The organism is Paracoccus sp. (in: a-proteobacteria), from assembly GCF_047605025.1.
Taxonomy (GTDB): Bacteria; Pseudomonadota; Alphaproteobacteria; order Rhodobacterales; family Rhodobacteraceae; genus Paracoccus.
On record NZ_JASGGO010000011.1, the window covers coordinates 95,845 to 113,871 of the forward strand.

General features: G+C 65.1%; 17 protein-coding genes and 1 tRNA gene. 13 read left to right on the forward strand and 5 right to left on the reverse strand.

The window, feature by feature from the left end:
* Positions 1-194: 194 nt before the first annotated feature.
* Positions 195-1,484: a crotonyl-CoA carboxylase/reductase gene (ccrA, locus tag QM682_RS08480; RefSeq protein ID WP_415128702.1), complete on the forward strand. Its 1,290-nt coding sequence runs from the start codon at positions 195-197 to the stop codon at positions 1,482-1,484.
* A gap of 262 nt (positions 1,485-1,746) precedes the next feature.
* Positions 1,747-2,349 carry a gamma-glutamyl kinase gene (locus QM682_RS08485; RefSeq protein ID WP_415128704.1) on the forward strand — a complete coding sequence of 201 codons (603 nt, stop codon included), beginning with the start codon at positions 1,747-1,749 and terminating at the stop codon, positions 2,347-2,349.
* A gap of 32 nt (positions 2,350-2,381) precedes the next feature.
* Here QM682_RS08485 and QM682_RS08490 read toward each other — a convergent pair whose 3' ends face one another.
* A complete protein-coding gene (locus QM682_RS08490; protein ID WP_415128706.1) occupies positions 2,382-2,840 on the reverse strand; it encodes a type II toxin-antitoxin system RatA family toxin in 459 nt (152 codons plus the stop codon).
* 56 nt (positions 2,841-2,896) lie between these two features.
* Between QM682_RS08490 and QM682_RS08495 the strand changes: the two genes are divergently transcribed.
* Complete coding sequence (locus QM682_RS08495; protein WP_415128708.1) at positions 2,897-3,085, forward strand: hypothetical protein; 189 nt, start codon at positions 2,897-2,899, stop codon at positions 3,083-3,085.
* Positions 3,086-3,121: 36 nt separating this feature from the next.
* On the opposite strand, the gene QM682_RS08500 is transcribed toward QM682_RS08495, so the two are convergent.
* A complete protein-coding gene (locus QM682_RS08500; protein WP_415128710.1) occupies positions 3,122-3,970 on the reverse strand; it encodes a neutral zinc metallopeptidase in 849 nt (282 codons plus the stop codon).
* A 143-nt stretch (positions 3,971-4,113) separates the two neighbouring features.
* On the opposite strand from QM682_RS08500, the gene QM682_RS08505 reads away from it, so the two are divergent.
* From QM682_RS08505 to QM682_RS08520, 4 genes are all read left to right on the forward strand, one after another.
* Entirely contained in the window at positions 4,114-4,710 is a 597-nt protein-coding gene (locus QM682_RS08505; RefSeq protein WP_415128712.1) for a DedA family protein, read from the forward strand.
* Between the two features lie 61 nt (positions 4,711-4,771).
* Positions 4,772-5,257, forward strand: a complete 486-nt coding sequence (locus QM682_RS08510; RefSeq protein ID WP_415128714.1) for a disulfide bond formation protein B — start codon at positions 4,772-4,774, stop codon at positions 5,255-5,257.
* A 106-nt stretch (positions 5,258-5,363) separates the two neighbouring features.
* Positions 5,364-8,111 carry a DNA gyrase subunit A gene (gene gyrA / locus QM682_RS08515; RefSeq protein ID WP_415128716.1) on the forward strand — a complete coding sequence of 916 codons (2,748 nt, stop codon included), beginning with the start codon at positions 5,364-5,366 and terminating at the stop codon, positions 8,109-8,111.
* Positions 8,112-8,174: 63 nt separating this feature from the next.
* Positions 8,175-9,242: an AI-2E family transporter gene (locus tag QM682_RS08520; protein ID WP_415128718.1), complete on the forward strand. Its 1,068-nt coding sequence runs from the start codon at positions 8,175-8,177 to the stop codon at positions 9,240-9,242.
* A 24-nt stretch (positions 9,243-9,266) separates the two neighbouring features.
* Here the strand turns inward: QM682_RS08520 and QM682_RS08525 are convergent, their stop codons facing one another.
* The 3 genes from QM682_RS08525 to QM682_RS08535 form a co-directional block, all read right to left on the reverse strand.
* Positions 9,267-11,729 (reverse strand): DUF3772 domain-containing protein, encoded by a 2,463-nt coding sequence (locus QM682_RS08525; RefSeq protein ID WP_415128720.1) that lies wholly within the window; start codon positions 11,727-11,729, stop codon positions 9,267-9,269.
* Positions 11,730-11,738: 9 nt separating this feature from the next.
* Positions 11,739-12,770, reverse strand: a complete 1,032-nt coding sequence (locus QM682_RS08530) for a cysteine synthase A (RefSeq protein ID WP_415128722.1) — start codon at positions 12,768-12,770, stop codon at positions 11,739-11,741.
* A 78-nt stretch (positions 12,771-12,848) separates the two neighbouring features.
* Positions 12,849-13,925 (reverse strand): NUDIX domain-containing protein, encoded by a 1,077-nt coding sequence (locus QM682_RS08535; protein ID WP_415128724.1) that lies wholly within the window; start codon positions 13,923-13,925, stop codon positions 12,849-12,851.
* Between the two features lie 141 nt (positions 13,926-14,066).
* Here QM682_RS08535 and QM682_RS08540 point away from each other — a divergent pair.
* The 6 genes from QM682_RS08540 to QM682_RS08565 all read left to right on the forward strand — a co-directional run bounded on the left by QM682_RS08540 (position 14,067) and on the right by QM682_RS08565 (position 17,862).
* Positions 14,067-14,156: transfer RNA gene (locus QM682_RS08540), tRNA-Ser, on the forward strand.
* Positions 14,157-14,311: 155 nt separating this feature from the next.
* Positions 14,312-15,508, forward strand: coding sequence for a tyrosine-type recombinase/integrase (locus tag QM682_RS08545; protein WP_415128726.1), 1,197 nt, complete (start codon positions 14,312-14,314; stop codon positions 15,506-15,508).
* Positions 15,468-16,271, forward strand: a complete 804-nt coding sequence (locus tag QM682_RS08550; RefSeq protein ID WP_415128728.1) for a hypothetical protein — start codon at positions 15,468-15,470, stop codon at positions 16,269-16,271. The genes QM682_RS08545 and QM682_RS08550 overlap by 41 nt, the downstream gene beginning before the upstream one ends.
* Before the next feature lie 143 nt (positions 16,272-16,414).
* Positions 16,415-16,630: a MerR family transcriptional regulator gene (locus QM682_RS08555; protein ID WP_415128730.1), complete on the forward strand. Its 216-nt coding sequence runs from the start codon at positions 16,415-16,417 to the stop codon at positions 16,628-16,630.
* A gap of 67 nt (positions 16,631-16,697) precedes the next feature.
* Positions 16,698-17,465, forward strand: a complete 768-nt coding sequence (locus QM682_RS08560) for a helix-turn-helix domain-containing protein (protein ID WP_415128731.1) — start codon at positions 16,698-16,700, stop codon at positions 17,463-17,465.
* Positions 17,455-17,862, forward strand: a complete 408-nt coding sequence (locus QM682_RS08565; RefSeq protein ID WP_415128733.1) for a plasmid mobilization protein — start codon at positions 17,455-17,457, stop codon at positions 17,860-17,862. The genes QM682_RS08560 and QM682_RS08565 overlap by 11 nt, the downstream gene beginning before the upstream one ends.
* Positions 17,863-18,027: the final 165 nt, after the last annotated feature.

Here is an 18,027-nt window from a genome sequence, read left to right on the forward strand (position 1 = left end):
GGGGGAAAACCTCCGATTCCTCCAAATTGAGCGCCTTTATTCTGCGCCGCGGCTAGGCGGCGGCGGAGCACCCCACAAGGCGAGACATATTGTTGCGTATACGACGTTAAACTGATTGCAATGTTACTCTTCCATGCTAACCATAGCCGATCACTTCGCGCTGATTCTGCGGCGCGGCAAGGCAGGAGACGCAGATGCCCCTCGACGCACCGACCCAGATCGCGCCCTATGACGCGCCGGAAAAGGATCTTTACGAGATCGGCGAGATGCCGCCCCTGGGCCATGTCCCCAAGCAGATGTATGCTTGGGCGATCCGTCGCGAACGGCACGGCGAGCCGGACAAGGCCATGCAGGTCGAGGTGGTGGATACCCCGGCCATCGACAGCAACGAGGTCCTGGTGATGGTGATGGCGGCCGGCGTGAACTACAACGGCATCTGGGCGGGTCTCGGCGTGCCGATCAGCCCCTTCGACGGCCATGGCGCGGAATATCACATCGCCGGTTCGGACGCCTCGGGGATCGTCTGGGCGGTCGGCGACAGGGTCAAGAACTGGAAGGTCGGCGATCAGGTCGTCATCCACTGCAACCAGGACGACGGCAATGACGAGGAATGCAACGGCGGCGATCCGATGTTCTCGCCCAGCCAGCGCATCTGGGGCTACGAGACCCCGGACGGCAGCTTCGCCCAGTTCACCCGCGTCCAGGCCCAGCAGTTGATGAAACGCCCCCGGCACCTGACATGGGAGGAATCGGCCTGCTACACGCTGACGCTGGCCACCGCCTACCGCATGCTTTTCGGGCACGAGCCGCATGAGCTGAAGCCGGGCATGAACGTGCTGGTCTGGGGCGCCTCGGGCGGGCTGGGGTCCTTCGCGATCCAGTTGATCAACGCGGCGGGCGGCAATGCGATCGGCGTCATCTCCGAAGAGGACAAGCGCGATTTCGTCATGTCCCTGGGCGCCAAGGGGGTCATCAACCGCAAGGACTTCAAATGCTGGGGGCAACTACCCAAGGTGAACACGCCCGAATACAAGGAATGGTTCGCCGAGGCACGCCGCTTCGGCAAGGCGATCTGGGACATCACCGGCAAGGGCAACAACGTGGACATCGTCTTCGAACATCCCGGCGAGGCGACCTTTCCCGTTTCCACCCTGGTCTGCAAAAAGGGCGGCATGGTGGTGATCTGCGCCGGCACGACGGGCTTCAACTGCACCTTCGACGTGCGCTACATGTGGATGCACCAGAAGCGCCTGCAAGGCAGCCATTTCGCGCATCTGAAACAAGCGGCGGCGGCGAACAGGCTGATGCTGGAACGCCGCATCGACCCCTGCATGTCCGAGGTCTTCCCCTGGGCCGAAATCCCGGCCGCGCATATGAAGATGTATCGCAACCAGCACAAGCCCGGCAACATGGCGGTCCTGGTCCAGTCCCCGACGACCGGCCTGCGCACCTTCGAGGACGCGCTCGAAGCCGGCCAAGCCTAGCCCCGGCCCGCGCGCAGCCCCGTCACCGCCCGGCCCCGTCATGGGACCGGACCCCCCGCCGCCCAGGGAAAGCCGCGCCCGCGCGCCCTCTTCGTTTCCCAAATACCCAAAAAACGCCGCCGCCGGCCCAGCACTCGCCCCCCGCGCGCCTCGGGCCTGCGGCGGTTCCGCATACCTCGTCCGGCCCGGCCCCTCCATTTCCGGTTGAACCACGCCACCGCGCCGGGCTAAGCCGTTGCCAAGCCCGACCGCCCGGAATGACATGCTGATCTTTCTTCGCCCACGCCTCGTCCTGCTCTCGGTCCCCAAGACCGGGACCACGGCGCTGGAACAGGCGCTCGCGCCCCAGGCCGAGATCGTCTTCCGCTCGCGCCCCGAGATCAAGCATCTGAACCAGCGCCAATACATGAACCGGATCAAGCCGCTGCTGGCGCCGCTGGGCGGGCCGCCCTTCGAAAGCGTGGCGGTTCTGCGCGAGCCGCTGGACTGGCTGCGAAGCTGGTATCGTTTCCGCGCCCGCGACGAGTTGATCGGGCGCCCGAACAGCACCGCCGCCATCAGCTTCGAGCGGTTCCTGACCGATTACCTCGCGCAGGGCCGGCGCCCGGCCCATGCGAGGCTGGGGCGGCAAAGCGAGTTCTTGCTGGACGCCGAAGGCAGGCCCGCCGTCGAGCACGTCTTCCGCTACGAGGCGATGGGGGCGCTGCTGGCCTTCCTGGAGGCGCGCCTGGACAGGCGGATCGAACTGCCCCGCGCGAATGTATCGCCCCGCAAGGACACGGATCTTTCCCCCCAGGCCGAGACCCGCGCCCGCGCCGCCCTGGCCGCGGAATATGCCGCCTGGGAAGCGGCGCGAACCGCCTAGCCCCGACCGACAACCAGCCCTTCCCGGAAAATTCAGCCCTGGCCGTAAAGGATCTTGGCGCGTTCCTCGAAGGCGCGGACGATACGGGTCATGGCCTCGCCGAAGACGACGCCGATCACCTTGCCCAGGATGGCGTTGCGGAACTCGAAATCGACGAAGAAATCGACCTTGCAGCCGGTGCCGGGAATATCCGCGAAGCTCCAGCCGCTTTTCAGATATTTGAACGGCCCGTCCAGATATTCGGTGTCGATGCGCCGCGCCTCGGGCCAAAGCGTCACGCGTGAGCCGAAGCGTTCGCGAAAGACCTTGAAGCTGATCACCAGATCGGCCTCGACCACCTCCGAGCAGGGCGCCGGTCCGGGGCGGCGCGCACGGATGCGGGCGGCACTGTTCCAGGGCAGGAACTCGGGATAGCTTTCGACATCGGCCACCAGCGCATACATCTGGTCGGCGGTATAGGGCAGGATGCGGCTGTCGCTGTGCTGAGGCAAGACTTGGTCCCGAGGCGGAGTTCCGTTTCGGCGATCCCTAGCAAAGGAATGGGCACATGAACAACCTCATCTGGCTGATCCGGGCGCGGCGCTGGCTGCAAAATCCGCCCAGCGCGGGCCGCGTCAAGCTGGTGCTGGCGGTGGTCGCGCTATGCCTGCTTCTGGTCGGCCTGGAGCATTTCGGGCTTTGGCCGGAATGGGCGGTGCTGGAGCGCGGCCGGGGCATGCACCTGCCCCGCCCCTGATCTGGCCTTGATCTGGCCCCGACCCGGTTGCCGGGGCTAAAGCCCCGCCGCCTTGAACGTGTCGCATTGCCCCAGTTCGCCCGAGGCAAAGCCGCGCTTGAACCAGGTCTGGCGGTCCGCCGATGAGCCATGGGTGAAGGCATCGGGCATCGGCGCCCGGCCCGCCTTCTTCATCAGCGTGTCGTCGCCCACGGCGGCGGCGGCGTTGATCGCCTCGGCGATGTCCTGGTCGTCGATGCTGTTGAACTGCTGGCTGGCATGGCGCGCCCAGACGCCGGCAAAGCAATCCGCCTGAAGCTCGGTCGCGACCGAGATGCGGTTGGCCATCACCTCGCTTGTCCGCTGGCGTGCCTGCATGGTCTGGCCCAGGATGCCCAGAACGTTCTGGACGTGGTGGCCGACCTCATGCGCGATCACATAGGCATAGGCGAAATCGCCCCCCGCCCCCATCTGCCGCTGCATGGTGGCGAAGAAATCCGTGTCCAGATAGATCTTCTGGTCGTTCGGGCAATAGAACGGCCCCATCGCCGATTGCGCCCCGCCGCAGGCCGATTGCACCGCGCCCGAAAACATCACCAGCTTCGGGTCGACGTAAGCCACCCCCGTCTGATCGGGCAGGACCCGGCGCCAGACTTCTTCGGTATCGGCCAGCACGACCGAGACGAACTGCCCGCTGTCCTTCTGGGTCTGGCTCAGTTCGCGGCTCTGGCCCGACTGGCCGCCGCCATCCAGCGCGCCCACGATGGGCGATATGTCGATGCCGAAGAAATACCCGACCGCCAGGATCGCCAGCATGCCGACGACGCCCACGCCCCCCGCCCCGGCCCGTCCCATGCCGCGCCGATCCTCGACGTTGCGACTGCCTCGCCTGCCGCGCCATTCCATGAAGCCACCCTCGCGAAGAACCAAACTGCAAGCAGAATGGTCCGAAATCCGTCAGGCTGCAACTATGTCGCGGGGTTGACAGTTCCCCACCCGCTGTCCAGCAAGGTCCGGCTGCGATACGGTTAAAGTGGGAAGGGTTGGCAATGTTCGACTGGGTGGTCTCGACAATCGAAAGCTGGGGCTATCTGGGGGTGTTCCTGCTGATGGTGGCCGAGCATGTCTTTCCGCCGATCCCCTCCGAGGTGATCATGCCCCTGGCGGGCTTTCTGGCGGCGCGGGGCGATCTGTCGCTGTGGCTGACCATCCTGATCGGCACGGCCGGCTCGGTCCTGGGGACGATGATCTGGTATTGGATCGGGCGCGCCTTCGGCGAAGCGCGGCTGAAGCGGATCGCGGCGCGGCACGGGCGGCTCCTGACGCTTTCGCCCTCGGATATCGACAATGCGCGGACCTGGTTCAACCGCCATGGCGCGGCGGCGGTGTTCTTCGGCCGGATGATCCCGGCGATCCGCACGCTGATCTCGGTCCCGGCGGGGCTGTCGGACCTGCCCTTCTGGAAATTCCTGGCCTTCACCGTGCTCGGCTCGGCGATCTGGACCAGCGTCCTGACCTGCGCCGGCCTGATCCTGCACGAGAACTATGCCCGCGTCGCCGATTACGTCGATCCGCTGTCCAAGCTGGTGATCCTGGCGGTGGTGGCGATCTATGTGTGGCGGGTGATCCGCTGGAAGCCGCATTAGGATCACGCAAAAGACATTTGCCGCGCCTTGTCGCCGGGCCTAACCCAAGCCCATGATGCAGATGACATACAAGCGTTTGGGTGTATTGGCCGGGGCCGGCTCGGGGCTGCTGCTGGCGGCGGCCCTGTCCTTTCAGGCCATGGGCTATGCCCCTTGCGAGCTTTGCATCCTGCAACGCTGGCCGCATCTCGCCGCCGCGATCCTGGGCGGCCTGATCGCCGTCCTGGGCTGGCGGCGCTGGCTGGCGGTGATGGGGCTGCTGGCGGCCGCCGCGGCCTTCGGCTTCGCCGTCTATCACGCCGGGGTCGAGATGAAGATCTGGGCCGGGCCGCAGCATTGCTCGGGCGGGGTCTCGGGGATGGCCTCGATGTCGACGCAGGACCTTATGGCGGCGATCCAGGCGGCGCCGGTGGTGCGCTGTGACGCGGTGGTCTGGTCGCTGATGGGAATTTCCATGGCGGGCTGGAACGCGATCTGCTCGGCGGTTCTGGTGGCGCTTTGGGCGGCCTCGGCGCGGGGGCGCGCGCGGGTCATGGGCAGGGCCTGAAACCAGCCTGAAAACGGGCGCGGCGGGGGCTTTTCGGCCCCTAAAGATTGCACCCCCGGCTGGTATGGGATAGACCGCATCTCAACAAGATGTTGAGGCGAACCCCGTGGCTGACACCCCCGAAAACGACGATGACGGAACCGAGAACGGCGGCGCGGCCCGCGCGGTGATGGCCCATGACGGCCCGGTGATCGACATCGCGCACGAGATGCGTTCGTCCTATCTGGACTATGCCATGTCGGTCATCGTCAGCCGGGCGATCCCGGACCTGCGCGACGGGCTGAAGCCGGTGCATCGGCGCATCCTGTTCGCCATGCACGAGACCGGAAACACCCATGACAAGCCCTATCGCAAATCGGCGCGGCCGGTGGGCGACGTGATGGGGAAATACCACCCGCATGGCGACGCGGCGATCTATGACGCGCTGGTGCGGATGGCGCAGGACTTTTCCATGTCGCTGCCGCTGCTGGACGGCCAGGGCAATTTCGGGTCCATGGACGGTGATAGCGCGGCGGCGATGCGCTATACCGAGGTGCGGATGGACAAGCCCTCGGCCTATCTGCTGGCCGACATCGAAAAGGATACGGTCGAGTTTCAGGACAACTACGACGGCAAGGACCGCGAGCCGACCGTCCTGCCCGCGCGTTTCCCGAACATGCTGGTCAATGGCGCGGGCGGCATCGCCGTCGGCATGGCGACGAACATCCCCCCCCACAACCTGGGCGAGGTGATCGACGCGACCCTGGCCCTGATCGAGAACCCCGACCTGCCGACCGAGCGGCTGCTGGAGATCGTGCCCGGCCCCGACTTTCCGACCGGCGGCATCATCCTGGGCCGCTCGGGCGCGCGCAAAGCCTATCTGGAAGGGCGCGGCAGCGTCATCATCCGCGCCAAGACCCGGATCGAGGAAGGCCGCAACGGGCGCCAGTTGATCGTGCTGGACGAGATCCCCTATCAGGTGAACAAGGCCACGCTGATCGAGAAGATCGCCGAGCTTGCCAAGGAAAAGCGGATCGAGGGCATCGCCCATGTGCAGGACGAATCCGACCGCGTGGGCGTCCGCGTGGTGGTGGAACTGAAACGCGACGCGACGGCCGAGGTGGTGCTGAACCAGCTTTTCCGCTTTACCCCCATGCAGACCAGCTTCGGCTGCAACATGCTGGCGCTGAACGGCGGCCGCCCCGAACAGCTGACGCTGCGCGACTTCCTGACCCATTTCCTGACCTTCCGCGAGGAGGTCGTCGCCCGCCGCACCGCCTATGAGTTGCGCAAGGCCCGCGAACGCGCGCATGTGCTGTGCGGCCTGGCCGTCGCCGTCTCGAACGTCGATGAGGTGGTGGCGACCATCCGCAGTTCGGCCGATGCCGCCGAGGCGCGGGCGCGGCTGATGGAACGGCGCTGGCCCGCGCATGAGATCGTCGAATACCTGCGCCTGATCGACGACCCGCTGCACCCGGTCAACGAGGACGGCACCTATAACCTGTCCGAAACCCAGGCCCGCGCCATCCTGGAACTGCGCCTGCAACGGCTGACCCAGCTTGGCGTGCAGGAAGTCACCGACGAGTTGAAATCCCTGGCCGAGTCGATCCGCGAGCTTCTGGCGATCCTGGCCTCGCGCGAGCGGATCATGGGCATCATCTCGGCCGAACTGGCCGAGATCCGCGCCCTGTTCGCCGTCCCCCGCCGCACCGAGATTTCGGACTGGGCCGGCGACATGGACGACGAGGACCTGATCGAGCGCGAGGATATGGTCGTCACCATCACCTCGGGCGGCTATATCAAGCGCACCGCGCTGGCCGAGTTCCGCAGCCAGCGGCGCGGCGGCAAGGGCCTGTCCAGCATGGCCACCAAGGAAGACGATGTGGTGACGACGCTGTTCGTCGCCAACACCCACACGGAACTGCTGTTCTTCACCACGGACGGCATGGTCTATCGGCTGAAGACCTGGCGCCTGCCGCTGGGCGGGCGGACGGCCAAGGGCAAGGCCATCATCAACATCCTGCCGATCCAGCAGGGCGTCTCGATCGCGGCGCTGCTGCCCATGGACGCCCCCGAAAAGGATTGGGACGATTACCAGGTCGTCTTCGCCACATCCGAGGGCGATGTGCGCCGCAACGCGCTGTCGGACTTCACCAACATCAAGTCGAACGGCAAGATCGCGATGAAGCTGCCCGAGGGGGTGGAACTGATCGGGGTGCGGCTGGCGACCGAAAGCGACGATGTGATGCTGATCACCGCCTCGGGCCGGGCGATCCGCTTCCAGACGACGGATGTGCGGATCTTCAAGGGCCGCGATTCGACCGGCGTGCGCGGCATCCGTCTGGTGAACCAGGGCGACCGCGTGGTCGGCATGTCCGTCATCCGCCATTTCGAGACCGACTCGGACGAGCGCGCCGCCTATCTGAAGATGCGCCGCGCCGTCGAGGGGGCGCTGGACGACGGCGCCGAGGCCGACGAGGACGAGGATGCCGCCGGGGCCGAGGCCGCGATCAGCCAGGAACGCTATGCCGAGATGTCGGCGGCCGAGGATCTGATCCTGACCATCACCGCCAAGGGCTCGGGCAAGATCAGTTCCAGCTTCGACTATCCGCTGCGCGGGCGCGGCGGCCAGGGCGTCACCGCCATGGACAAGGCGATGCGCGGCGGCCCACTGGTCGCGTCCTTCCCGGTCGAGCGCGACGACCAGATCATGCTGGCCACCTCGACCGGCCAGTCGATCCGGGTGCCGGTCGAGGGCATCAGCTTCCGCTCGCGCTCCGCCGGGGGCGTGCGCGTCTTCAACACCGGCGCGGGCGAGACGGTGGTTTCTGTTGCCCGCATCGCCGAGAATGGCGAGGATGAGCCTGAAACCTGATCCCGGCAGGGCGCGGCGGCCTGGCGCCGCCCCGCCCTGCCCCGAACCGCGCGAGGAAGTCGATTGGAGTCGCGTAATCCGCTGAGCGAGCGGCTGCAAACCGGCTTTCTGGGCGTCATCGCCTTCGCGCTGATTCTGTTCCTGTTGGTCCAGGCCCGGTTCATGCTGATCTGCCTTGCCTTCGCCATCATCATCTTTTCCCTGACCAGCGATGCGATCTCTGCCTTTGCGCGGCTCAAGGTGCCCAATTGGCTGGCAACCACGCTGGCGCTGATCGCCATCGCCATCGGATCGCTTTGGGCGGCGACAACCATCGTCGCGCAGTTGAACGAGGTCGTCTCGACCTCGATCGCCTATGCCGACCGGGCGCAGGCGGTGCTGTCGAGCCTGAGCCAACGATGGGGACCGAAGGTGCAGGAATCGATCACCACCTTCTTGGGCAATATCGATTTCGCGGGCTGGCTGCGCTCGGCCGCGGGACAAACGACCAACCTGATCTCGGGAACGGTGCTGACGCTGACCTTCGTGGGTTTCATGTTCTCGGAACGGCTGTGGTTTCCGATCAAGATCGAGAAGCTGACCGGCGACCCCGAGCGCGCGGCCGAGGTGCTGGCTATCGTCCACAGCATCATGCGCCGGGTAAACCGCTATCTGGTGGTCAAGGCCGGGATCAGCGCCGTCACCGCCGCGCTGATCTGGATGATATTCCGCATCGGCGGGCTGGAGCTTGCCGGGGCGGTAGCGATGCTGACCTTCATCCTGAACTTCATCCCGACGCTGGGTTCGATCATCGCGACGGTGATCGCGGTGGCCGTGGCACTGGCGCAGACCGGCGATCCCGCGACCACGCTGGTCGTGGGCGGCATCATCACCGGCGTCCACTTCCTGATCGGCAACGTGCTGGACCCGATGCTGCTGGGCCAGACCCTGCGTCTGTCGTCGTTCGGGATCGTGCTGTCGCTGGCCTTCTGGGGCGCGGTCTGGGGCATCGCCGGAACCTTCCTTGCCGTGCCGATCATGGTCGCGATCATGATCGTCTGCGCGCAGTTCCACTGGCTGCGCCCCGCCGCCATCCTGATGTCGCAGGAAGGCATCCCCGAGCAGGAGCCGCGCACCCGCCTGCGCGGCTAGGCCGGGATCAGGCCAGAGGGTCCGTCAGGCCCTGGGCGTGCCCTCCGGCCCGTCCGGCCCGACGGTGACGGTGCCCGAGGCGGGTTCCTCCTGTTCGGCGGTCTCGGCGAGCGGCTTGGCGGGCGGACCGGCGGGGGCGTCATCGACCCGGTGCAGATAGACATCGCTTGCCCCGCGGGCGCTGCCGGGCAGACCGATCCCCGCCTCGGCCATGCGCTTCAGGATCTGGTGGTTGATCTCCGAGACGACGCCGGTGCTGCCATTGATGTCCGAGACCACGGCGCGCAGTTCGAAATTCAATCCGGTGGGGGTGATGTTGCGCAGGAATACCACCGGCGCGGGGCTGATCATCACGGTCGGCTGATCCTCGGCGACCTCCTTGAGGATGCGCGTCACCTCGCGGCTGTCGGCGGTGACGCCCACTGTCAGCGGCACGATGATGCGCCCCGACAGGCTGCCCCGCGTCCAGTTCGTCACCGGCTGCGTGATCAGGTTCGAGTTCGGCACGATGATGTCATTGCGGTCGAAGGTCTGGATCTGCGTCGCGCGCACCGCCATCTTCTTGACGATGCCCTGCTGACCGCCGACCTCGATCCAGTCGCCGACCGCGATCGGCCGCTCGACCAGAAGGATGATCCCCGAGACGAAGTTCGAGACGACCTGCTGCATGCCGAAACCGATGCCGACCGAGAGGGCACCGGCGACGAAGGCAAGCGAGGTAAGGTTGATCCCCGCCGCCGTGATCGCGAAGACCGCCGCCAGCGCGATCCCCACATAGCCGATCATCGAAGCGACGGCGCTTTGGCCGCCCACATCCATCCGCGTCTTGGGCAGGATCGAGCTGCGCAGCGCGCCCTGGATGAAGTTGGTCAGGAAATAGCCAAGGGCGAAGACGATGATGAAGGTCAGGGCCGCCATCGGCGACAGCGTGACGCCGCCCAGGCTGAAGCCCTGCTGCGCCCGGCTCCATGCCTCGACCAGATCGCTGGCGCGCGCGCCCCAGATCAGCACGAACAGCGGCAGCGCCATCACGACCAGCGCAAAGCCGATCAGCACCGGCATCAGCGCGTCCCGCGCGGATTGATCGCCCCCCTTGGCCATGGCGTAGAAATCGCCGATGAAATCCTGCAAGACGATCAGCAACCCGACCAGCGCAAGCGTCAGCACATAGGCCCAGAGCACCGCGTTCGCCAGCGTCACATACCCCCCCGCCGCCGCGATGGGCGCGGCCAGCGCGATCAGCCGTCCGACCCCTCCCAGGAAGCTCACGACGCGGACGCGGTAATCGGGTGCCTCCGAGACATCGGAGGGGCGCAGCCTGCGCAGGATGCTGCACAATCGGAACAGGAAGAAGGCGCCCAGCAGGATGATCGGGAAATGCCAGACCCCCGCCGATGCCTCGGACAAAGGCTCGGGAAGGGGGTCGGTCAGCGCCGAGGACTGGGCATGAAAGCCCGAAAGCGGCAGCACGCTGCGGGCGAAGAACTGATGCAGCGCCAGCGCCAGCGCCAGCATCTTGGCGCGGAAGGCGGCCTGATCGGCCAGCACTTGCGTCAGCGGCAACGGCGAGGATACCGGACCCGTGCCAGGAAAAACCCGCCGCGTCAGCCACAACCCGCCAAAGAAGCACAGCCCCGCCCGCGGGATCGAAAGCAGAAGCGGCCTGCCCCAGCTACTGAACAGATCGGTCGCGACCAGCGCGGCGACCCCCAGCATGATGCCGATGAAGGGAATGGCGATCTGGCCCAGCGAGACACCGAAGACCAGCGCCGCGCGGGAACGCTCGCTGGCGCGTGCCGACAGCCGCCCCGGCATGCCATCGACCCATCGCCGGCCCTGCGACAGCAGCAGCATCCCCGCCAGGATGATCCCCAGCGTCACCAGAATACGCGAGGCCGCGTCAGGCCCGGTGCCGTATTCGCGCCAATGGTCGCGCACCTCGTGCCAGACATTGACCCCCACATCCGCCGCCTCGCCCAAAGCGGACGCCCAGTTCGCGGGGTTCAGCGGCGTCGGCGTCTTGCGGATCAGCGCATAGGTCTGGCGCTGCCGCAGGGTCAGGTCGATCTGCTGGACGATGCCATCGGCGCGGCCGAATGCCTCGACCGCCTGAAGCCCCGGCGCCTGGACCTGGGACAGTTCCTCGTTCAGCGCCTTGCGCCGGTCGGCGATGTCCTGGCTTTCGGTCTGCCCGTCGGGCAGAGCCGTGGGAAGGGCCGCGATCTGGTCCTTCAGCGTCGCGATGCGGGTGCTGTTGGTCCCCTCGGCCTCCTCGAACTGGTCGCGCCATCGGACCACCTGCTCGCGGATGGATTGCAGGCGGGCATCGTTCGCCTCGTTCGATTGCAGGATCTGCTCGGCCTGCTGGGCCAGCTTGGTCCAGGAATCGTAATTCGGGGCCTGAGGGTCCTGGGCCGCGACCGGCGCGGCGAAGGCCAGGGACAGGACGACGAAAAACGCCGCGATCAGGGCAGTAAGGCGTGACATCCGGGTCGTTTAATCCTCGTAGGCTTCGGGCAGTTCGGCCGCCTTGCGCACCATCCATGCCGGCACCGGCAGACCTTTGGCGCGCAGGAATTCCGGGTTGAAAAGCTTGGTCTGGTAGCGCGTGCCGTAATCGCAAAGCACGGTGACGATGGTATGGCCAGGCCCCAGTTCGCGCGCCATGCGGATCGCCCCGGCGACATTGACCCCCGAGGATCCGCCCAGGCAAAGCCCCTCATGCTCCAGCAGGTCGAAGATCACCGGCAGCGCCTCGGCATCCGGGATACGATAGGCGAAATCGGGGGTGAAGCCGTCCAGGTTCGCGGTGATCCGGCCCTGGCCGATGCCTTCGGTGATGGACGAGCCGGGGCTGTCGAAGGTCCCTTCGGTATAGAAGCTGTAAAGCGCCGCGCCCTCGGGGTCGGCCAGGCCGATCTTGACGCCCTTGGGTTGCAGCGCCTCGGCCACGCCCGCCAGCGTCCCGCCCGAGCCGACCGCGCAGATGAAGCCGTCCACCTTGCCGCCGGTCTGCTCCCAGATCTCGGGGCCGGTGGTCTCGACATGGGCCTGGCGGTTCGCCACATTGTCGAACTGGTTCGCCCAGATCGCGCCATTGGGCTCGGTCCGGGCCAGCGCCTCGGCCAGGCGACCGGAATAGCGGACGTAATTGTTCGGATTCTTGTAGGGCGCGGCCGGCACCTCGACCAGTTCGGCCCCGGCCAGACGCAGCATGTCCTTCTTTTCCTGGCTCTGCGTCTCGGGGATGACGATCACGCTGCGAAATCCCATCGAGGCCCCGACCAGCGCCAGCCCGATCCCGGTATTGCCCGCCGTGCCCTCGACGATGGTGCCGCCGGGCTTCAGCGCGCCCCGCGCCACCGCGTCCCGGATGATATATAGCGCGGCCCGGTCCTTGACCGACTGGCCGGGATTCATGAACTCGGCCTTGCCCAGGATCTCGCAGCCGGTCTCTTCAGAGGCGCGCTTGAGCCGGATCAGCGGCGTGTTTCCGATGGCAGAGGCAAGGTCGGGGCAGATGCGCATGGGCGTGGCCTTTCGCGAATGGATCCTCTCCGGTCTACACGGGGGCGCCGGATGGCGGCAACCCCGGCCGGTGCCCGGTCAGGGGATCAAACCGTTCCTTTCCAGCGCAAGTTCCATACGAATCTTTTCTTGTGAGAGTTCAAGCCACAGCGCCAGGCTCAGAAGCGGTCCGTTGCGAATCTGACCCGAGAGCGCCATCCGCGTCAGCTCCTCGCGCGCGATCACATGGCTGCGAATATCCTCGTCCTCGCTGTCAAGGCCGCCCAGACCCGCCGTCCCGTCGGGCAGGTCGGCGATGCCGACGTAAAGGTATAGGAATTCGGCAACCGCGCCGGGGCTGGGATAGTGGTGCGGTCCGGGGATCAGCCGGCTGATGGTCAGGCCGGCCTCTTCCCTCGCCTCGCGCCGCGCCGCCTGCTCGGGCGTCTCGTCCGCGTCGACGCGGCCCGCGACGGTCTCATATATCCAGGGCTGGCGGTCGTCCCGAGCAGCCGGGGCGGCGCGAAACTGGTCGATCAGCAGCACCCGGTCACGCTGGGGGTCCCAGGGCAGCACCACCGTCGCATCGCCCGAGACGAAGACCGCGCGCAGCACGTCCGGGGTCCAGCCACCCCGATAGCGGCGGTGACGCAGCGTGATTTCCTCGACCGAGAAATAGCCGGCGTAAGGTTCGGTCCGGGCGATCGGCCGCCAGCGCGCGGCACCTTCGGGACCAAGACCGGGCAGGCCGGCCGTATCCCGCGCCGCGCGCAGCCGGGCCGAGATCCATGTCGCGATCTGAGGCAGGCGCTGCCGGATCTGCGCGGGATGCTGCGGCAAGGTCAGTAGGTGGCGCGCCATGGCGATGGCCAGGTCGGGCTGCCAGGGCTGCGCGGAAGCGGTCGCCGCCAAGGCCAGGCCCAGGATCTCGCATCCATCGATCATGACGGGATGCAGGTCGAAGATTTCGGCATAGCGGCGCAGTTCATCTGTCCAATCGGCTTGCCACAGGGGCAACGCCTCGCTTCCCGGCGCCAGCATCGGAAAGCCGTCGCGCAGCACCCCGGCCCCGGCCCCGCCCAGCAGGCGCCCGCTTAGCGGCGGCGCGGGCCGAGCCTCGGGCACCAGCAACCCGCGCAGCCCGGCATGGGCCAGAGGCCCGATCAAGAACGGCATTCGCATCCCCTTGCGCTTCGCGACCCGGACGCCCCACCCGCCAGGATTGGGACGATCCGAAACTTTCGATGCTTTTTCACGCAAAGCCCCTTGCGCTTCAACCCCGGCCCGTCTAAATCCCCGCCACCACCCAAAAAGCGCGGAGAGGTGCCGGAGTGGTCGAACGGGGCGGTCTCGAAAACCGTTGAGCCTTCACGGGTTCCGTGGGTTCGAATCCCACCCTCTCCGCCATTTGTCATTTGTCATTTTTGTTGACCTGCGAATCATCGCATCCTAGCGTATAAGCCACTGAACTTATGCGCTGATTTGCGTTCGCTGTTTCCATTCGTTTCGCTTCGATTGCGCCCGGCTCTGTTCATTTTGTGGTATGAACGGTGGTACGAACTATGGGCTACGCTTCAGGAAAACTGACGAAGAACCTTGTTCGCACGCTCGGCCCCGGCAGGCACTGCGATGGCGGCGGCCTCTATCTTGTTGTTGATCCCTCGGGTGCCAGGCGCTGGATTGTGCCTGTGACTGTAAGAGGGCAACGCAACCGCGAGGGCAAACCGCTGCGCACCGACTTCGGCCTTGACGGCGCGAATGTCGTCACGCTGACCACAGCGCGGGATCGGGCGCTTGAGCATCAGCGTATGGCGCGACAAGGGCTGAATCCCAAGTTTCACCGCGAACAGGAAATCCCCTGCTTCGAGGATATCGCGCGGCAGGTCCATGTTGAGCGTATGCCGACATGGAAGAACCCCAAGCACGGCCAGCAGTGGATCAACACACTCGAAGACTATGCCTTCCCAAAGATCGGGCGGATGCCTGTCTCGGATATCGGTCAGCGCGAGGTGATGCAGATCCTTTCACCGATCTGGACCACCAAGCATGAAACGGCGCGGCGCGTGGCGCAGCGGATCAAAGCCGTCCTCGATGTTGCGCACTCACATGGCTACCGTGAAGGCGAAAATCCAGTCGCTATCGTGCAGAACGCCCGCGTGCTGCCGCGCGTGAAGGCCAAGGTCAAACACCATGACGCGATGGATTGGCGCGAGGTGCCCGCCTTCTACGCCAAATTGGCCGATCAGAGCGGCATGGCGTCGAAGGCGCTGATGTTCACCTGCCTGACGGGATGCCGCACGAGCGAGGTGCTGCAAGCGGTTTGGGAGGAGTTCGATTTTGACGCCCGCCTCTGGGTGATCCCGGACGAGCGCACCAAAACCGATACCGTCCACCGTGTGCCCCTGACCAATCAGATGCTGGCCGTTCTTGAGCCACTCAAAGCGCTGCGCTCCAAAGCGGTGTTCGAGGGGCAACAACGGCACAAGCCCCTGTCCAACATGTCGATGCTGATGCTTCTGCGCCGGATGGGCATCGATAACGTGACCGTGCACGGATTCCGCTCGGCCTTCCGGGATTGGGCATCAGAGGAGGGCAACGTCTCGCGCGAGGTCGCCGAGCTGAGCCTCGGCCACAAAGTCGGCAACGAGGTAGAGCGGGCCTATGCGCGTTCGGATTTGATCGAGAAGCAGCGTGGGCTGATGGAAAGGTGGTCTGACTATGTGGCATCCGACATGGCGGCTGCTTCGTCCGAAGCCTAAGCCAGAAAACCGCTCGGCTGCGGACGAGCTGACTCTGTTCGACGTCCTTAGCCTCGATGACGGACCATTCGCTCAATACTGGCGACGACTTGCAGTCCAGCGGTATGACGTCGAGGAGGCGTTGAGCGCGGCGCTGGCTCCGAGCGATTATACTCCGGGAGAAACCTTTTTCTCGTACGGCGAGGAATGGCGTGCCGCGAGGGTCCTGTGCGATCACGAGGGGGATGTGCTGCCGGTGGCCAAGGGTAAGCAGGGCGCGAAGCTTCTCACGGAAGTTATTGAAGATCTTGAATCCCTCATCCACCTGACCGAAGAACAGTGGCCGCCAAAGATTTCAATGCCACGCAGGCGCTTACCTGAGTTGGCTAATTATCGCATCAAAGACGCCCTAGAAGCAGAAACTCAGGTTCAAGCGATAGCCTATCTGAAAGATTACAAGCGCCAGATCGAACTATCGGCGGCACGTCATCGGCCGCGCGAGAACAGGCGGGCCTACGATGTTGCGCTGGCGCTGCGTGCAGTCGTCGAACACTATACGGAGTATCCGATTACGGTTGCTCAGATGCGCCCAGGCGATCCGGTACTTTCCTTCCCACAATATGAGGTCAGTACGGCGCGTTATGACGTCACGGGTTTGCCAAAAGCCCCGTTCATGCGTGCCCTCGATGGCGTTTACCGCGCGCTGGAGATCGATGCGACCTTGCACCATTACGCGGCGAAGGCGCGCAAGACCCCCGACGACGATTCCAACCTGCACCGCTAAAAATTGATGTTAAAGGAAAATCCAACCAACCAAACTCAGCACCCGCTTGTGTTGACCGAGTTTGGATGGGTTAAAAACTTGCAGGCCCCGCGAGAACTCCGTGAGCTCTATGCAAACTTCTACACGCATAGAGAGGTGAAGGCATGGCAGCGGAAGTCTTCGAAAGCGAACGCATCTATGACGACGCGGATACGGAACTTGATCTGATCGCACCGCGCGGCAAGCGGGCGCAATGGCGTCACAGGCGTGTCGGGCCGAATTATCTGAAAATGGGGCGCCGCGTGAAATATCACGGCGCGGACCTCAATGCATGGATCGAGGCGAACCGGGTCGTGACATATCCGGCAAACGCACACTGATCGAACTTCCCAAATTTTGATCCCCGATAGCCGGCGGACGCTTCGCGTCACGCCGCGCGGAGGCGGCATGTCCAATTACAGATTTGCACAGCTGCGCCTGCAGGTCATCGAGCTTGCAGCCGAGCAAGCCGGACTTAGCGACAAGGCGTTTCGGCTTCTAATCCACCTGATCGTTCATCGCCTGAACTGGGCAGATGGCACATGCCATGTTGACGATAACACCCTTGCGTCGAGTTTGGGATGCAGTGCCGACACAGTAAGCCGCGCTGTGGCCTGCATCGAGCAGTCGGGCCTTCTAAGCGTCAAACGTGGCCGTTGGTCACGTCCGACCCATTATTCGATGTCCGCGCAGGCATGGCAGGCTGCGCAAGCGCGGCGGCGAGCACCCGGCAAATCTGCGGAACAAGATACCCCGCAAATCTGCGGCGATTATTCCGCAAATCTGCCCGGCAATACCCCGCAAAAACGCGGAGCTTTCTATAGAAATGAGATAAAAGAAAAGAAGGCGCGCGCGAATGCGACACCTGCCACCATGCCGTCATTTCCGGATGAAAGGCCATCCGGCAAGGCGCAGGGGGCGGCTCTCGGGGAGCCAGCCTTTGTCGCTTTGAAGTCCTTTCCCATGAAAATGTGGAATGAACGTCTCGAAGACTTCGGCCTGCCACATATCGAGCGCTGGATGACGCCCAATGTCACGGGCGGAAAAGCTGGATTCCTGCTGCCAAACCTTTGGCCCGCCAGAAAGGACAGCCCGCTATGGAAGGAACAGCTTTCCAGATTGGGCAGTCAATACCAAGAAAGCCAGCGCAAAGCGGATGACCGTCATGTGCTCTGAGGAAAGAGCAAGGCGACCCCTGTCATACGCTGGCGCTTCTGACCGGGAGCCTTGCGAGGGGTGGCAAGCCTCCCCTTCGAACCCCACCGCCACGGGCAAAGCCCGCGCCAAAGAAGTCCGCTCGGAAACCTTTGTTTTCCGCTGCACCACCGCCGAGAAGGCCCGGCTGCGGGATCAGGCCGCGCTGGCCGGTGTGCCGTCTGCCATCTTGCTGCGCGAGGCGCTTGGCCTGACCGATGCCCGCCGCCGCAAGCCGGTGCCAAAGGCCGACCCGGCGCTGATCCGTGAGCTTGGCCGCATCGGTGGCAATCTCAACCAGATCGCCCGCGTGTTGAACCGCAACGCCCTCGCGGGCGAGGTTGAGGGGTTCGACGCGGTTCGGGTTGCGCAGGCCTGACGGGCAGTCGAGACGCGCAGGTAGAGGGCAGCCCGCAGGGCGACGTTGGGAGATTGGGCGTTCATTTGCGGGTTCCTTTCTTGCGAGGCTCGATCAGGGGCAAGACCAGTTCCACGCGGTCATGGATGACCTTGGGGACCAGCTTGAGGCCCTTGCCCTTCTCCA